This is a genomic window from Streptomyces thermoviolaceus (assembly GCF_045209695.1).
Lineage (GTDB): Bacteria > Actinomycetota > Actinomycetes > Streptomycetales > Streptomycetaceae > Streptomyces > Streptomyces thermoviolaceus.
Map to the genome: position 1 here is coordinate 5,535,246 of NZ_CP109280.1, position 13,244 is coordinate 5,548,489.

Consider the following 13,244-nt stretch of genomic DNA (forward strand, 5'->3'; position numbering starts at 1 on the left):
CCCGGCATGCTGCTGCGGGTACTCGGTACCGCGGCCGGCGGCGGCATCCCCCAGTGGAACTGCGCGTGCCCCGGGTGCTCCGGGGCGCGCGCCCACCCGGGGCGCCGCCGCCGGCACGCCTCGCTGGCCGTCCGCGCCGGCGAGGGCCGCTGGTACCTCGTCAACGCCACCCCCGACATCGGCGACCAGATCGAGGCCCACCCGGACCTGCACCCGGGCCCCGGAGCCCGGCAGACACCGGTCGCCGGCGTGGTCCTCACCGACGCCGAACTCGACCACACCCTGGGGTTGTGGCGGCTGCGCGAGGCGGACCGCCTGGAGATCGTCGCCACCGCCCCGGTGCGCGAGGCCGTCGAGGACCGTCTGCGACTCGGCGAGGTCCTCACCCCCTACACCACCGTGACCTGGCGGGAGCTGGACACCCGAAGGACCGTGGCGCTCGACTCGTCCGGATCCGGCGTGCGCATCGACGCCGTCCCCGTCTCCGGCAAACGCCCGCGTTACGCCGCCGGCGCACCCGGCCACGACGCCTGGGTCGTCGCGCTGCGCCTGCACGACCCGGACACCGGCCGCACCGCCCTGTACGCCCCGGCCGTCGCCGCCTGGCCGGACGCCCTGCACCGGGCCGCCGCCGAGGCCGACTGCGTCATCGTCGACGGCACCTTCTGGGACGACGAGGAACCCCGCCGCACCGGCATCTCCTCCCGCACCGCCACCGCCATGGGCCACCTTCCCATCGACGGCCCCCAGGGCACCGCCCGCATCCTCGCCACGCTGCCCGGCCGCTGCCTGTACACCCACCTGAACAACACCAACCCCCTCCTCGACCCCGCCGCGCCGGAGCACAAGGAACTCGCCCGGCTGGGCCTCGAGGTGGCCGACGACACCCTGGTGATCGAGCTGTGACCACGACCCTCGCCCCGCCGGCACCCCCCTGGACCCGCACCGAGTTCGCAACCCGCCTGCGCGCGGTGGCCCAGGAGCGCTACCACGACCGGCATCCGTTCAACCTGCGCATGCACCGAGGCGAACTCGGCCGGGAGGAGGTGCGCTGCTGGATCGCCAACCGCTTCCACTACCAGCGCCACATCCCCGTCAAGGACGCGCTGATCGTCGCCAAGCTGGACACCCCGCAGCTGCGGCGCATGTGGCTGCGGCGCATCGAGGACCACGACGGACGCCGGGAGGGCGAGGGCGGCATCGAACGCTGGCTGCGGCTCGGCGAGGCGGCCGGCCTCGACCGCGCCACCCTGCTGTCGGGCGAGACCGTGCTGCCGGGCGTGCGGATGGCCGTCGAGGGCTACGTCACCTTCTGCCGGCTGCGTTCACCGCTGGAGGCCGTCGCCGCCTCGCTCACCGAACTGACCGCCCCCGACCTGATGCTCCGGCGCATCGAGGCGTTCGAACGCCACTACACCTGGATCGCGCCCGACGGGCTCGCCTACTTCCGCGCCCGCGTCGACCAGGGCCGGCGCGACAGCACCGAAGCGCTGGACCTGGTCCTGCAGTGGGCCCGCACCCGCGAACAGCAGGAACAGGCCCTGGCCGCCCTGACCTTCAAGTGCGACGTGCTCTGGGCACTGCTCGACGCCGTGGAGCACCGCACCCGGCAGGACACCCCCGGTCCGCAGGACGGCCCGCGGGAGCGGGTGTGACCCCGCAGGCCGTGACCGACTGGCGTCCGGCGCTCGCCCCCGGGCTGAGGCTCCGTCACGACCCGGTGCGCGGCGAGGATCTGCTGGTCCTGCCGGAACGCGTGGTCGTCCTCGAGGGCAGCGGCGGCACGGTCGTCGGCCTGTGCGACGGCACCCGCACCGTCGAGGGCATCGTCGACGAACTGGCCGAGCGGTTCCCCGGAGCGCCGGTCGCCGCGACCGTCCCCGCCTTCCTCGACAGCCTCCGGCGGGAGGGCTGGCTGACATGACCGCTCCCTCCGCCTCCGCATCCTCGTCCTCCGCCTCCCTTCCCCCGCCTCCGTGGGCGCTGCTCGCCGAACTCACCCACGCCTGCCCCCTGCACTGCCCCTACTGCTCCAACCCGCTCGACCTCGCCCGCCGCTGTGGTGAGCTGACCACCGAGGAGTGGGCGGACGTGCTGCGGCAGGCCGGTGAGCTGGGCGTGGTGCACACCCACCTGTCCGGCGGCGAGCCGCTGCTGCGCCCGGATCTGGAGCGGATCGTGGCCGCCGCCGAGGACGCCGGCATCTACACCCAGCTGGTCACCAGCGGTACCGGGCTGGACGAGGCCCGGCTGGCCGCGCTCACCGAGGCCGGACTGCGCAGCGTCCAGCTGTCCGTCCAGCACGCCGACCCCCGAGCCGGCGACCGCATCGCCGGACGCGACGGCTCCTTCGCCGCGAAGGAACACGCGGCGCGGCTGGTCCGCCTGGCCGGACTGCCGCTCGGCCTGAACGTCGTGCTGCACCGCGGCAACCTCGACGCCGTGGACGCCCTCGTCGACCTCGCCGTGGACTGGGGCGCGGACCGCGTCGAACTGGCCAACACCCAGTACCACGGCTGGGGTCTGCTCAACCGGGCCGCTCTGCTGCCCACCCGCGACCAGCTGGCCCGCGCCCGGGAGACCGTGGAACGCCGCCGGGAGCAGCTCGCCGGCCGGATGGACCTGGTGTGGGTGGTCCCCGACTACTTCGACGGCGTGGCCAAGCCCTGCATGGGCGGCTGGGGAGCGGTCTCGCTCACCGTCGCCCCGGACGGCACCGTCCTGCCGTGCCCGGCCGCCGCCTCGATCCCCGGCCTGGACCCGCCCTGCGTCCGCGACCGGTCGCTGGCCTGGATCTGGCGGCACTCCCCGGCCTTCAACCGTTTCCGCGGCACCGACTGGATGACCGGCCCGTGCCGCAGCTGTCCCCGCCGCGAGGAGGACTTCGGCGGCTGCCGCTGCCAGGCCTTCGCCCTCACCGGCGACGCCGCCCGCACCGACCCGGCGTGCGCGCTCTCCCCGGACCACCACCTGGTGCGCGAGCAGACCGAGGCGGACCGGCCCGCCCCGCCGCCGTACGTCCACCGCCGGCCCGGCGCGGCCCCGCTGCCCGCACCGGCCCGCCCCGCCGTCACGGAGGACGCCTGACCCTGCGGTGCCCCGTGACGTCCTGCCCGCCCGCAGGAACGGCCGTGGCCGTGGCCGGGCGGGTGCCCTCGTCGGTGAGGGCGACCGGCGGTCCGGTGCGCGCCGAGCGGTCGGCCGCGACGCCGGTCAGGACCGTAGAAGCGGCGGTCGGTCCGGGCGAAGAGCCGTACCGGGTGACCGGCCCCGCGGCACGGACGCCGGTGCCGTGCTCGTCAGCGGGCCCGCCCTGGTGCGCGACGCCCGGATCACCGGCACCACCGTCCATCTCACCGGCGACACCACCGCCGCGAGCGCGCTGACGGTGTGGTCGCCGTCCCGGATCCGCACGGTCCGGTGGAACGGACGGCGTGTCCCCGTCTCCGCCACCGCCCTCGGCGGCCTCACCGCCCGCAGCCGGTTGGCCGGCCCGCCCGCCGTGTCCCTGCCCGAGCCCACCGGCTGGCGTCACGCCCCCGAGAGCCCCGAGACCGACCCGGACTTCGACGACCGTGACTGGCGGGTCCGCGACCTGACCACCAGTCACAGCGCCATCGAGGTGCCCGCCGGCCAGCCCGCCGTGCTGTTCGCCGACGACTACGGCGTCCGCTACGGCGACGTCTGGTACCGGGCGACCGTCACCGACGCCGGTGACGCGGAGACACTTTCCCTGACCTACCAGGCCGACACGCTCGGTTAGCTGATGGCGTGGTGGGACGGCCGGCCGCTGGGCCCCCACCGGCTGCCCGTGCCCACCGCGGACCAGGCGGCCTGGAGCACCTGGTCGGACACGGCCATTTTCACCGTGCCCGCCGAGCTGCGCGGACCCGGCCCGCACACGGTCGCCGTGCTGGTGCGCCGCATGGCCCACGAGGAGGACGGCGGCGCGAGCGACGCTTTCAAGTCGGCGCGCGGCCCGACCGCCGTCACGCTCGACGGCACCCCGCCGACCTGGCGCATCCAGGGTGCGGCCGGCGCCGACCCGGTGCGCGGGCCGCTCGACACCGGCGGCCTGTACGGCGAACGCCACGGCTGGCGCCTGCCCGGCTACCCCGACCGGTCGTGGCAGCCGGTGACCCTGCCGCCCACCGACACCCGGCAGGGCGTGGCCCGCTACCGCACCGAGTTCCGGCTGTCCGTCGACCCCGGCACCGACGCCTCGCTCGACCTGACCTTCACCGACGATCCGTCCCGTCCCTACCGGGTGCAGATCTTCCTCAACGGCTGGAAACCCGGCCAGTACGTCGACGACGTCGGCCCCCAGCACACCTTCGTCCTGTTCGTCCTGCCCAACGGCAGTTCCGACCCCATGCGGCGGCAACACCCGGGCCCTCGCCGTCCTGTCCGACGGCACCGTGCCCGCGGGCCCGCCGCAGCCCACGCTCACCGTGCTGGGTCCCGCCTCCGGCGGCGTCCCGGTCGAAAAGGTTCCCTCACCGGCGTACCGCCGCCGAGCACGTCCCGCCGCCCGCCGGACACGGAGGGTCACGGTCCCGGCCGGGATCCCGGCCACCTCGGGGGCCGCGGCCGACTGCTCATGACAGTCGCAAATAGTTGCGCAACGCAAGGACATGGTAGCCTGGGTATATGCCCACTGCATCGTCGCCCCCCGGCCCCGTCTCCGCCGAAGTGGCCGAGATCGAGCGTGCCCTGACCCGCATCACCTACCTCAGCACGCGGGCCCGGCAGCACGACAGACTCATGGGCATCGCCGGGGTGCCGCTGGACCGTGCCGCGGTCGCACTGCTGCGCCAGATCGCCGACTGCACCCCGCAGCGGCCCAGCGAGCTGGCGCAGCGCCTGGGGGTGGAGGCCTCGCACGTGACCCGCACGGTGCAGCAGCTGGAGCGGTCCGGCTACGTCAGCCGTGTCCCCGACCCCGACGACCGCCGCGCCCAGCGGATCCGGCTCACCGGGCAGGGACGCGACGCCATCGCCCGCATCCGCGAGGCCGGAGCCCGCGGTATGGAGGCCGCCCTGTCCGGCTGGTCCGCGGAGGAACTGCGTCAGCTCGCCACCCTGTTCCACCGCATGGTCGACGACTTCCTGGCGTACGCGCAGGACGCGGACACCGAGCAGCGCACCGAGGGCACCGCGACCGCGACGTCCCGCACCGCGTGACCGGAGCACCCCCTCGGGTGCGGTAGTGTGGAGGCGCGCGATCACGCGGGCCACCGCGGGAGCGCATCGGGACGTGGCGCAGCTTGGTAGCGCACTTGACTGGGGGTCAAGGGGTCGCAGGTTCAAATCCTGTCGTCCCGACTCGTGAGAGTTCGTCAGCCCGAGGGGCCGTATCCGGAACCGTCCGGTACGGCCCCTCGGGCGTTTCCGCCTTCTGTCAGCCGAGCCGGACGGTGATCCGCTGGGTGACACCGGCCGCCCGGGACAGGCCGGCGAAGATCAGCCGCAGGGCCGCACCGGTGGACGCGGCGACCACCGTGCCGGGCCGGGAGACGATGCCGCGGACCGGGCGGTGCCAGGTCACGGTGAGATCCGTCCGGGTCCGCGTCGGGTCGCCGACACAGACGACGGCGGTGCCGTCCCGGCGCTCGCGGACCAGCACGCAGGCCGGCCCGTCGGCGGTCAGCCGGCCGCAACGCCCCGCGGCGAAGAAGACCGCGGCGGTCAGGCCGAGATGCGGCACCCGGATGCCGTGGACGTCCCGCGCGGCGACGTACCGCAGCCGGTGCCGCAGCGTCGCCGCCCACGCCGCGGTACGGCGGGCCGAGGCGCCGGGCAGCAGCACATAGGCGTAGCCCTCGTCCACCGGCGCGGTGCCGTGGTCGAACCACAGCGTGAGGAACCGGCTGGAGAAGCGGGTCGGGGACCCGGTCGCGGTGTTGATGTCGTGCCAGGCGCCGGTGCGCTCCTCGCGCCGTGCGCGCAGCGTGGCGCTGCCGGGGAAGGCGGGGAAGACGTAGCCGCCGTGACCGGCGAGGTGCGCCCACCGGGCACCGCTGAGCGTGGCGGACCAGGGCGGAGCGGACGGCTGGGCGCGGCCGTCCACGGTGAAGGTGTTCGTCCCCTCCGCGCCCAGGTGCCGGTTCTCCACGACGGTCTCGATCGCGGTGCCGTCGCGGGCGGTCACCGCCGAGCCCAGGCAGACGACCGCATCGTCCAGCAGGAACCAGGACTTGTGGGCCTCGAGGGTCGACGACAGACCCTTGAGGTGCTGGCCGAGCACCGTGAAGGTGCCGTCGCCCGTCCCGCCCGCGAAGTCGGTGTCCGGACGTGCCGCGCCCCAGGGGCCGCCCTCGCCGTCGGCCAGCCGCTTCGCCGACACGGTCGTGCCGGGCAGCCGATACGGGTCGACGGTGGGCCAGAACCGGTCCGAGTACTGCTCGTCGGCGAAGTCCCGGCCCCACCAGTAGAGCATGCCCGCACCGGTGTGCCAGCCGTGGAGGTTCTCGCCGTTGCCGTGCTCGTAGTACGCGATGCGCCGGGAGCACATCGACACCGACGCCACCCAGCCGGGGCGGCGGTGCACCGCACGGTCCATCGCGGGAAACACACGGCTGTCGCACGGCTGCTCGGCCGCGGTGACCCGGCCGTCGTCCAGCACCTCGTGCAGCAGCGCCAGGTGAGCCACCGACAACCGCTGGTCCGTGACCGGTGAGCGGGAGGGGGTGGCCCGGCGGATCCAGCCCTTCACCAGGGACCGCCAGCGGCGGTTCGCCTCCGCGTCGGCACTGCGCCCGAGTGCGACGATCGCGGCCATGAGCACATGCCCGCGGGTGTGGTCGTCCGTCTGCCCCAGTGGACTTCCGGGCACCTGGCCGCGCGCGACGGCGCGGCCCGACACCCCGTCCATGCACAGACCGTTGTGCAGAAAAGGCGCGAACGCCGCCTCGACCGCGTGGAAGACGTTCGCCCGGTTCGGGTCGGTGATCTGCCACGGGGAGTCGGCGAGCAGCGCGAACAGCTTGGCCAGACCGTCCAGCAGCACGGCGCCGTAGGTGCCGGTGTAGGGCACATACGTGTGCTGGACGATCGAGCCGTCGGCGTACAGGCCGTCGCCTTCGGTGACATACGGCAGGACGGGTGCGACGGCGCGCGCCGCCAGCGCGACCTTGTCGTCCCGCTTCTCGAGCACCCCGCGCACCGCCAGGACGCGGCACAGATCCACACGGTTGGCGCCGGTGGAGGTGCCGGTGTACCGCGCGACGGCCGTGTCCGGCACGAACGTGTCCACGGCCCGGCACCAGGCGGCGATCCGGTCCGCCGTGAGCCGGTCGTACAGCAGCACGGCCGTGTCCAGCAGCGCCTGCGGGCTGCCGATCTGCCAGTCGTACCAGTTGCCGAAGGGCGCCTGGTGCTCGTGGTAGACCCGGGCGTACAGATGGTCCAGGCCCGCGATCACCGCGTCCGCGAGAGCGTCGTCGCCGGTGACACCGGTGCCCGGCTGCGCGAACGCCTCGGCCATCGTGTACAGCCGACGGAAACTCGTCCGGATCGCGGCCGAGGCGGCGGAGGCGTCGCTCTCGGAACCGGGGACGGGGGCGGCCCAGACGGCGTCGGGCCACAACGAGGTGCCGGTGGGCGCCATCCGGGCGGCATGACGTGCGGCCGTGGCCCCCAGGCCGGCGAGCTTGGCCCGGAAGGGCTCGGCGGTGGGACGGAACCCCTCGCCGAGCAGCAGGGTGCGCCACCGGGCGCGCACGGTGGCGAACACGTCGTCGGCGCCACCGCCGGTCGCCTTGACACCCCGGCCCCCGGGGGCCGCGCCCGCCGGGGCGCCGATCGGTCCGAGCGACAGTGCGGCACCGCCGGACGCCAGCAGAAGTCCGCGGCGCGAACAGGACATCGGCATGGTCTCTCCGCCCCGGTGCGGGTGGACAGGCGGACGGCACCGGGTCGTGCCGAGTATCGGACACCGCGCCATGTGGGCGGGACGCGGCACGCGGGACGGCCGTCGGACCGTGCGGGGCACACCCGCCGGGACGCCGCCGTCCGCAGACCGAGACCTCCCCTTGACTGCGTCATCCGGCGGATCGACACTCCATGGAGGAATCCTAGTGAACGGGTAGGGAAACATGAGGAGTCGTGAGCAGAGGGCCGGCCGGGCCGGCCGTGCGCCGCGTTTCTCGCTCCTGCTGACCTGCCGTCGCCACATCGACCTGCTGCGTGTGTGCAGTGCGCTGAGCTGCGTCGCAGTGCGCTGAGCCCCGTCCTGCGGGCCCTGTCGTCCTCGCGCCCGCTCGCTGTCTGACAGGGCCTCGCCTCGGCCGAGCCGCGCCCCGGCAGCGTCGCCGGCCGCAGCGGCTGAGACACCCTCCACCGTCTGACCCGCACGCCTGTCCCGCGCGTGCCGTACCCGGGGAGACCCATGTCCGTCACACCGCCGGCCGTCCACCGCTTCACCGAGCCCACCCCGGTCTTCCGGGGCCGCATCAAAGACGATCCGCGCAGCGGCCACTGGGTCGTGCCGCGCCGCTACCGCCTGCACGTGTCCACCGCCTGTCCGCAGGGCCTGCGGGTCGCCGTCACGCACAGCCTGCTCGGCGTCGGCGACACCTGCCCGCTCATCAAGCTGCCCGCCGTGCCCGACTGTGCGGACGGCGGGCACGCCGCACTGCGGCCGCTGTACGAGGCCGGCGCCCACCACTACCCGGGACCGGCCCTCGCGCCGGTGCTCGCCGACGACTGGTCCGGCCGGATCGTCAGCAACCACGCCCCCGACATCCTGCGCGACCTCGACCGGTGTTTCGGCGACGGCCGGGCACCGCTGTACCCGTGCGGCGCCGAGGCGGACATCGAGGCCGTCGAGCGGCTGTGCACCCACGACATCGACGAGGCCGCCCAGCGTGCCGGACAGGCCGACAGCGGCCCCGCCGAGCGCGCCGCGGCCCTGCGACTGCTGCTGTGCGCGCTGGACGAACTGGAACGACGCCTGGACGGCCAGGACTTCCTGACCGGTGATCAGCTCACCGCCGCGGACGTCACCGCCTGGGCCACTCTGGTGCAGCTCGACACCGTGCACCGCCACCACCTCGACGCCGACGCCGTGCACCGCATCGCCGACCACCCCGCGCTGTGGGCGCACGCCCGCCGGCTGACCACCCTCCCGTCCTTCGGCACCCACCTCGACCTGGACGGCATCGCCCGCCGGCACCGCGCGGCCTGTCGCGGCCTGGAGGCGGCCGGCGCCGCCGTGCAGATCCTCGACTGGGCCGCCCACGCCCGCGGCGCCCGCGACAGCCGACGTGCCTGAGGGGTCCACCAGGTGGACCCGGCGTTGACTTTCCCGCGCACACCTGACTTACTTACGGCCCAGAAAGGTCGGCGGGGCACCCGTGCCCCGCACCGGGCCTCACACCCGGACACCGCTGCGGGCGCACGCAGGTCCGCAGGGGACACAAGGCCTCTCCCACGACAGGTGACGGACATGGACGCAGCTTCCCGGACGGCCGCCGGGCGCACCCCGGGCCGTGTCGCGCCGTCCCCACGTCTGCTCGTGGCCGACCGCGCCGTCGACCTGCTCCGCGTCAGCAGCGCACTGTGTACCGCGCCGGGCCGTGCCCGCCGCCTGGGCTGACATCCGTTCCGCAGCCCTTTTGCGCCACGTCCCCGCCGCGCCGCGCCGCCGCGGCGTGCGGCTCTCCGCCCACCCCTGACCTCCGCGCCGCACCGCGCGCCCGTTCCCGTGCACGGCCCCGGCCGCCGCCACGGGACGGCACGCGTGCGCGGCATCCGTGCCCGGTCGGGGGTGTCCGACCCCGCCGGAGCCCTTCCATGAGCGAAACCCCCGGCGCCGCCGTGCCCCTCGCCGAGGCACAACCGGCCGCCGCATCGTCCGCCCCGCCCCTCGCCGTCCGGCGCGTGCTGCCCCAGCGCCACCTCGGCCGGTGGATCGCCACCGCGGTGGTGCTGGTGCTGCTCGCCCAGTTCGTGCACGGGCTGGCCACCAACCCCTTCTACCAGTGGGACCGGTTCGGCTACTGGTTCCTGCGCCCGGTCGTCCTCGACGGCCTGGTCGTCACCCTGGAGGTCACCGCGCTCAGCGCCGTGCTGGGCCTGCTCGGCGGCATCGTGATCGCCCTGGCCCGGCTGTCCGCGAGCCCCGTGCTGCGGGCCGTGGGCTGGACCTATGTGTGGGTCCTGCGGTCCGTCCCGCTGATCGTGGTGCTGATCTTCCTGTACAACTTCTCCGCCCTGTACCGGACGCTCAGCATCGGTGTCCCGTTCGGGCCGGCCTTCTTCCGCTTCGACGAATCACGGCTGGCCACCGACATGGTCGTCGCCGTCGTCGGCCTCAGTCTCAACGAGGCGGCCTACGCCGCCGAGGTCGTCCGCGGCGGCATCCTCTCCGTCGACCAGGGCCAGTACGAGGCGGCCGCCGCCCTCGGCCTGTCCCGGTACCGCCGGTTCACCCGGATCGTCTTCCCGCAGGCCCTGCGCACCATCGTGCCGAACTACGTCAACCAGCTCATCGGCCTGATCAAGAGCACGTCCCTGGTCTTCTACGTGTCCCTGCTCGACCTGTTCGGCGCGGCGCAGACCATGGGCTCCACCTACCCCGGCGACATCGTGCCGCTGCTGCTGGTGGTCACCGTCTGGTACCTGATCCTGACCAGCGCCGTCTCCGCCGTCCAGTACCACGTCGAACGGCACCACGCCCGCGGCGCACAGCACGCCCTGCCGCCGACACCGCTGCAACGGCTGCGGGCCGCGCTCACCGGCCTGCGGGCCCGTGTCCGCCGCGAGGCCGCCGCATGACCGGCAGCCCGCCGCACCGCCCCCTGCCGGACGGCACGCACCCCGCACCGTCCGCCCCCGCACCTCTTCCGTCGCCGCACCACCGACCCCGAGGACGAACCATGCCCACCCGCCGCCCCCACCGCCGGAATCTGCGCGCCCTGACCGCGGCCACGGCCGCCGCCTGCCTCGCCGCGCTGCTCACCGCGTGCGGAGGCGACAGCGACGCCGCCACCACGGCCGGTGACGCCGGGGCACCCGGCACCGTCACCGTGGGACGCCTGTCCGACGGGGCCGCCCGGCAGACCACGCTCACCGTGCCCGAGGTGAAGGAACTGCACGACGACCTGCCCGAAGCCGTACGGAAGAAAGGCACGCTCGTCATCGCCGTCGGCGCGCTGCCGTCCGGTTTCCCGCCGCTGGCGTACGTCGGCGCCGACCAGAAGACCCTGACCGGGGCCGAACCCGACCTCGGCCGCCTGGTCGCCGCCGTCCTCGGACTCGAAGCCGAACTGCGCAACTTCACCTGGGAGAACATGTTCGTCGCGCTCGACAGCGGCAAGGCCGACGTGGCCTTCTCCAACGTCACCGACACCGAGGAACGCAAGCGGAAGTACGACTTCGCCTCCTACCGGAAGGACGACCTCGCCTTCGAGGTACCGAAGAACAGCACCTGGACCTTCCGCGGCGACTACCACGCCCTGGCCGGCAAGACCGTCGCCGTCGGCTCCGGCACCAACCAGGAGCGGATCCTGCTCCAGTGGAAGGCCGAGCTGGCCGAGGAGGGCAAGAAGCTCACCGTCAAGTACTTCCAGGACTCCAACAGCACCTACCTCGCCCTGGCCGGCGGGAAGATCGACGCCTATCTCGGCCCGAACCCCGCCATCTCCTACCACGTCCGGCAGACCGCCGGCACACCCCGCGCGACCCGCACCGCGGGCACGTTCTCCGGCGCCGGCGAGACCCTTCAGGGGCTGATCGCGGCCGCCACGAAGAAGGGCAGCGGCCTGGCCGAGCCCATCGCCGCCGCCATCGACCACCTCATCGAGAACGGGCAGTACGCGCAGTGGCTCGCCGCCTGGAACCTCTCCGACGAGGCCGTCACCACGTCCCGGGTGAACCCGCCGGGACTGCCCCTGGACAACACCTGAGCATCACAGCGGAGTTCATGCCGGCCGCCGGAGACCGGCGCCGGCCGACCGCACACCACCGACCACCGCACACCACCGCAGACGACCGAAGGAAGGCACCCGCCGTGTCCTCGACCGACTCCCACCTGCATCTCGCCGCGGCCCTGGACGGCACCGGATGGCACCCGGCCTCCTGGCGCGAACCGGTGTCCCGGCCCCGTGAGCTGTTCACCGCCGGCTACTGGGCCGACCTGGTCGCCGAGGCCGAACGCGGCCTGCTCGACTTCGTCACCATCGAGGACGGCCTCGGCCCGCAGTCCACCCACCGCTTCGAGCCCGACGACCGCACCGACCAGGTCCGCGGCCGGCTCGACGCCGTTCTGATCGCCTCCCGGGTCGCCCCGCTGACCCGGCACATCGGCCTCGTCCCGACCGTGGTGGCCACCCACACCGAGCCGTTCCACATCTCCAAGGCGATCGCCACCCTCGACTACGTCAGCACCGGACGCGCCGGGCTGCGGGTGCAGATCTCCGCACGGCCGGACGAGGCCGCCCACTTCGGCCGGCGCACCGTCCCCCGGATCGACACCTGGGACAGCCCGGCCGCCCAGGAGACCCTCACCGACCTGTTCGACGAGGCCGCCGACCACGTCGAGGTGGTGCGCAGGCTCTGGGACAGCTGGGAGGACGACGCCGAGATCCGCGACGTCGCCACCGGCCGGTTCATCGACCGCGACAAGCTGCACTACATCGACTTCCAGGGCCGGTTCTTCAGCGTCAAGGGCCCCTCCATCACCCCGCGCCCGCCCCAGGGCCAGCCGCCGGTCACCGCCCTCGCCCACGGCACCGTCCCCTACCGGCTCGTGGCCCGCCAGGCCGACATCGGCTACGTCACCCCGCACGACGCCGCCCAGGCCCGCGCCATTGTCGCCGAGATCCGCGCCGAACAGCAGGCGGCCGGGCGGGCCGGCGAACCCCTGCACGTCTTCGCCGACCTCGTCGTCTTCCTCGACGACAGCCGGGCGCAGGCCGAGGCACGCCGCGACCGGCTCGACACGCTCGCCGGCCAGACGTACACCAGCGACGCCCGTATCGTCACCGGCACCGCCGCACACCTGGCCGACGTGATCGAGGAGCTGGCGGGCGAGGGAATCACCGGCTTCCGGCTGCGCCCCGCCGTCGTCGGCCACGACCTGCCCCGCATCGGCCGCGACCTGGTGCCCGAACTGCAGCGCCGCGGCCGCTTCCGCGACACCTACGACGCCTCCACCCTGCGCGGCCTGCTCGGTCTCGCCCGCCCCGCCAACCGCTACGCGCAGGCCGTCGCCTGACCGCCCGAGCACCTTCCACCGCCAC

Annotated in this window: 13 protein-coding genes and 1 tRNA gene; 13 read left to right on the forward strand and 1 reads right to left on the reverse strand. The window is 74.2% G+C overall.

The window, feature by feature from the left end; translation table 11 throughout:
• Window positions 1-6 precede the first annotated feature (6 nt).
• The 8 genes from pqqB to OG899_RS24235 all read left to right on the forward strand — a co-directional run bounded on the left by pqqB (window position 7) and on the right by OG899_RS24235 (window position 5,325).
• The gene (gene pqqB, locus OG899_RS24200) at window positions 7-906 is read left to right on the forward strand and encodes a pyrroloquinoline quinone biosynthesis protein PqqB (RefSeq protein WP_168131159.1); all 900 of its coding nucleotides are present in this window, start codon (window positions 7-9) and stop codon (window positions 904-906) included.
• Window positions 903-1,655, forward strand: coding sequence for a pyrroloquinoline-quinone synthase PqqC (pqqC, locus tag OG899_RS24205; protein ID WP_125497404.1), 753 nt, complete (start codon window positions 903-905; stop codon window positions 1,653-1,655). Before pqqB ends, pqqC begins: the two co-directional genes overlap by 4 nt.
• Window positions 1,652-1,924, forward strand: a complete 273-nt coding sequence (pqqD, locus tag OG899_RS24210) for a pyrroloquinoline quinone biosynthesis peptide chaperone PqqD (RefSeq protein WP_125497405.1) — start codon at window positions 1,652-1,654, stop codon at window positions 1,922-1,924. The genes pqqC and pqqD overlap by 4 nt, the downstream gene beginning before the upstream one ends.
• Window positions 1,921-3,087 (forward strand): pyrroloquinoline quinone biosynthesis protein PqqE, encoded by a 1,167-nt coding sequence (gene pqqE / locus OG899_RS24215; protein WP_406311142.1) that lies wholly within the window; start codon window positions 1,921-1,923, stop codon window positions 3,085-3,087. Before pqqD ends, pqqE begins: the two co-directional genes overlap by 4 nt.
• Before the next feature lie 7 nt (window positions 3,088-3,094).
• Window positions 3,095-3,763 carry a beta-galactosidase domain 3-containing protein gene (locus OG899_RS24220; RefSeq protein WP_268245729.1) on the forward strand — a complete coding sequence of 223 codons (669 nt, stop codon included), beginning with the start codon at window positions 3,095-3,097 and terminating at the stop codon, window positions 3,761-3,763.
• 3 nt (window positions 3,764-3,766) lie between these two features.
• A complete protein-coding gene (locus OG899_RS24225) occupies window positions 3,767-4,717 on the forward strand; it encodes a beta galactosidase jelly roll domain-containing protein (RefSeq protein WP_406311143.1) in 951 nt (316 codons plus the stop codon).
• Window positions 4,651-5,184, forward strand: coding sequence for a MarR family winged helix-turn-helix transcriptional regulator (locus OG899_RS24230; protein ID WP_125497409.1), 534 nt, complete (start codon window positions 4,651-4,653; stop codon window positions 5,182-5,184). Before OG899_RS24225 ends, OG899_RS24230 begins: the two co-directional genes overlap by 67 nt.
• Before the next feature lie 67 nt (window positions 5,185-5,251).
• Window positions 5,252-5,325, forward strand: a tRNA-Pro gene (locus tag OG899_RS24235).
• Window positions 5,326-5,401: 76 nt separating this feature from the next.
• Here OG899_RS24235 and OG899_RS24240 read toward each other — a convergent pair.
• Window positions 5,402-7,873 carry a polysaccharide lyase 8 family protein gene (locus OG899_RS24240; RefSeq protein WP_406311144.1) on the reverse strand — a complete coding sequence of 824 codons (2,472 nt, stop codon included), beginning with the start codon at window positions 7,871-7,873 and terminating at the stop codon, window positions 5,402-5,404.
• Window positions 7,874-8,389: 516 nt separating this feature from the next.
• On the opposite strand from OG899_RS24240, the gene OG899_RS24245 reads away from it, so the two are divergent.
• The 5 genes from OG899_RS24245 to OG899_RS24265 all read left to right on the forward strand — a co-directional run bounded on the left by OG899_RS24245 (window position 8,390) and on the right by OG899_RS24265 (window position 13,219).
• The gene (locus tag OG899_RS24245) at window positions 8,390-9,274 is read left to right on the forward strand and encodes a glutathione S-transferase C-terminal domain-containing protein (RefSeq protein ID WP_125497411.1); all 885 of its coding nucleotides are present in this window, start codon (window positions 8,390-8,392) and stop codon (window positions 9,272-9,274) included.
• 174 nt (window positions 9,275-9,448) lie between these two features.
• Window positions 9,449-9,598 (forward strand): hypothetical protein, encoded by a 150-nt coding sequence (locus OG899_RS24250; protein ID WP_168131165.1) that lies wholly within the window; start codon window positions 9,449-9,451, stop codon window positions 9,596-9,598.
• Window positions 9,599-9,795: 197 nt separating this feature from the next.
• Window positions 9,796-10,779, forward strand: a complete 984-nt coding sequence (locus tag OG899_RS24255) for an amino acid ABC transporter permease (RefSeq protein WP_125497412.1) — start codon at window positions 9,796-9,798, stop codon at window positions 10,777-10,779.
• Window positions 10,780-10,880: 101 nt separating this feature from the next.
• The gene (locus tag OG899_RS24260; protein WP_406311145.1) at window positions 10,881-11,909 is read left to right on the forward strand and encodes an ABC transporter substrate-binding protein; all 1,029 of its coding nucleotides are present in this window, start codon (window positions 10,881-10,883) and stop codon (window positions 11,907-11,909) included.
• Window positions 11,910-12,013: 104 nt separating this feature from the next.
• Window positions 12,014-13,219 (forward strand): LLM class flavin-dependent oxidoreductase, encoded by a 1,206-nt coding sequence (locus tag OG899_RS24265; RefSeq protein ID WP_125500143.1) that lies wholly within the window; start codon window positions 12,014-12,016, stop codon window positions 13,217-13,219.
• The last annotated feature ends 25 nt before the right edge of the window (window positions 13,220-13,244 follow it).